Raw genomic sequence first — 1,496 nt, 5'->3', positions numbered from 1 at the left:
CCCCGGACGGCACCCTCTACTACGGCCAGCCGTACTCGCTCAACCCCTGAGCATCTGCGCGAACACCCGCCCCAGCACCCGGCCCGGGGGCGGCTCTCGTTTCATGCCGGGAGAGGAGGCCCATGCGCCCCAAAACTATTCGGGCCGTCCTGCTGATCGGGGCGGCCCTTTACCTGCTGGCCCCTTCCGCGCTGTCCCTCGGCCCGCCCCTCTGCCGGGTGGAGGCCAGCGCCCGCCCGCTCTGGTGGGCCAGCAATCTGCGGCAGATCAATGTGCGTCTCGCGCCGGGCTGCCCGCCTGACGGTCTCGCCCGCGTGCGCCTCGGGGGCTACGGCGGGCCGGGCAGCCGGATTACCGGCCCCACCGAGACGCTGAACGCCGCCCGCCCGGCCCTGATCTGGAGCGGGCAACCCTCCCACCGCACGGTGCTGTGGGAGGCGGCGAGCGGCAGAACCTACCCCGTCCCACTGCAACAGGAGGTAAGCGGCTATGCGCCCCTGGAGGAATGATGAAAAACGCCGACCCGCTGACGATTCTGACCGTCATTGTCGGCCTCGGGCTGCTGCTTGTCCTCGGACGCTTTGCCGTGACGGGCGAGCTTTCGGAGGGTCTGCTGGGCGTGATGGCGACCATCATCGGCGGTCTGGTCACGGCCCTCAGCAACCGCAAGAAAGACAAGGACAAGGACGGTGGGGCTGATGGCAGTTGAGTGGACCGACCTGCTGGGCGTGCTGGCCGTCGCCGCGTACCTCGCGGGCATCGGGGCCGTCACCGTGCAGGTGCTGACCCTGCGGCGTCGGCAACGGGTGGGGCGGGGTGTGGTCGCGCCCCTGCTGACCGTGCTGGCGCTGGCCTACATCGTCATGGTGGCCCTGGACGCGGCCAGCGTAATCACAGTCCTGACCAATGGCGCGGATGACATCCCGCCCAGTTCGGCCCTGCGGACCGGGGTGATCGCCGCGTGGATTTGGCTGCTGTGGGTGGCGCTTCCCCGGCTGGCCTACGGGCCGACGCCATGAGCGCCCTGATCGGCGTGCTGGCGCTGCTGGCCTATGCCTACGGTCTGGGGGCGGCATCCGTGATCGTGTGGCGGGTGTACCGGGGCTGGGTGCGCTGGCTGCCCGGCCTCGCCACGCTGGCCTACTACGTCCTGTCCTGGCTCTATCCGCACCCGGCAGCCCTCGCGCTGATGGACGGGGCCGGATACAGCCTGCCGGACGCGCTGCGGACGCTGGCGGGTGCGGTGGCCTTCGGGCTGAGCCTGCGCCTGCTGGCAGTGCGGGGGAGAGGAAAACCATGAGCTTTGACTTTGCAACGGCCATCAGGAACCGCCCGAGCGGGCAGGCCACCGCCGCGCTGATCGCCGCCTACGGCAACCCCGAGGGACCGGGCGCGGGGGCTTCCCCCCAGGGTGGGGCCTGGTTCAACCCGTCGCCCGCCTGGCGGCAACAGAACATCGTGACCATTCCCCTGGCCGACCTGCCCGACTTCCCCCG

The 1,496-nt window shown here is 70.7% G+C and carries 5 protein-coding genes; all 5 read left to right on the top strand.

Going from position 1 to position 1,496, the window contains the following annotated elements:
• Positions 1-122: 122 nt before the first annotated feature.
• Complete coding sequence (locus DEIPH_RS15185) at positions 123-509, top strand: hypothetical protein (protein ID WP_034359739.1); 387 nt, start codon at positions 123-125, stop codon at positions 507-509.
• Positions 509-709: a hypothetical protein gene (locus DEIPH_RS15180; protein WP_152544981.1), complete on the top strand. Its 201-nt coding sequence runs from the start codon at positions 509-511 to the stop codon at positions 707-709. Before DEIPH_RS15185 ends, DEIPH_RS15180 begins: the two co-directional genes overlap by 1 nt.
• On the top strand, positions 699-1,019 hold the full coding sequence (locus DEIPH_RS15175) for a hypothetical protein (RefSeq protein ID WP_034359735.1): 321 nt from the start codon (positions 699-701) through the stop codon (positions 1,017-1,019). Before DEIPH_RS15180 ends, DEIPH_RS15175 begins: the two co-directional genes overlap by 11 nt.
• Positions 1,016-1,300 carry a hypothetical protein gene (locus DEIPH_RS15170; RefSeq protein WP_034359733.1) on the top strand — a complete coding sequence of 95 codons (285 nt, stop codon included), beginning with the start codon at positions 1,016-1,018 and terminating at the stop codon, positions 1,298-1,300. The genes DEIPH_RS15175 and DEIPH_RS15170 overlap by 4 nt, the downstream gene beginning before the upstream one ends.
• The coding region (locus DEIPH_RS15165; RefSeq protein ID WP_034359731.1) for a hypothetical protein at positions 1,297-1,496 on the top strand (200 nt) is incomplete at its 3' end. The genes DEIPH_RS15170 and DEIPH_RS15165, both read left to right, overlap by 4 nt.

Origin of the sequence: Deinococcus phoenicis, assembly GCF_000599865.1 — a bacterium.
Taxonomy (GTDB): domain Bacteria; phylum Deinococcota; class Deinococci; order Deinococcales; family Deinococcaceae; genus Deinococcus; species Deinococcus phoenicis.
The sequence above is the reverse complement of the archived record's forward strand: the minus strand, read 5'-3'. Positions and strand labels throughout refer to the sequence as shown.

Bases quoted from the DNA above. Each gene is read 5' to 3' on its own strand.
- DEIPH_RS15185 (WP_034359739.1), top strand. From the start codon at position 123: ATGCGCCCCAAAACTATTCGGGCCGTCCTGCTGATCGGGGCGGCCCTT.
- DEIPH_RS15175 (WP_034359735.1), top strand. From the start codon at position 699: ATGGCAGTTGAGTGGACCGACCTGCTGGGCGTGCTGGCCGTCGCCGCG.
- DEIPH_RS15170 (WP_034359733.1), top strand. From the start codon at position 1,016: ATGAGCGCCCTGATCGGCGTGCTGGCGCTGCTGGCCTATGCCTACGGT.
- DEIPH_RS15180 (WP_152544981.1), top strand. From the start codon at position 509: ATGAAAAACGCCGACCCGCTGACGATTCTGACCGTCATTGTCGGCCTC.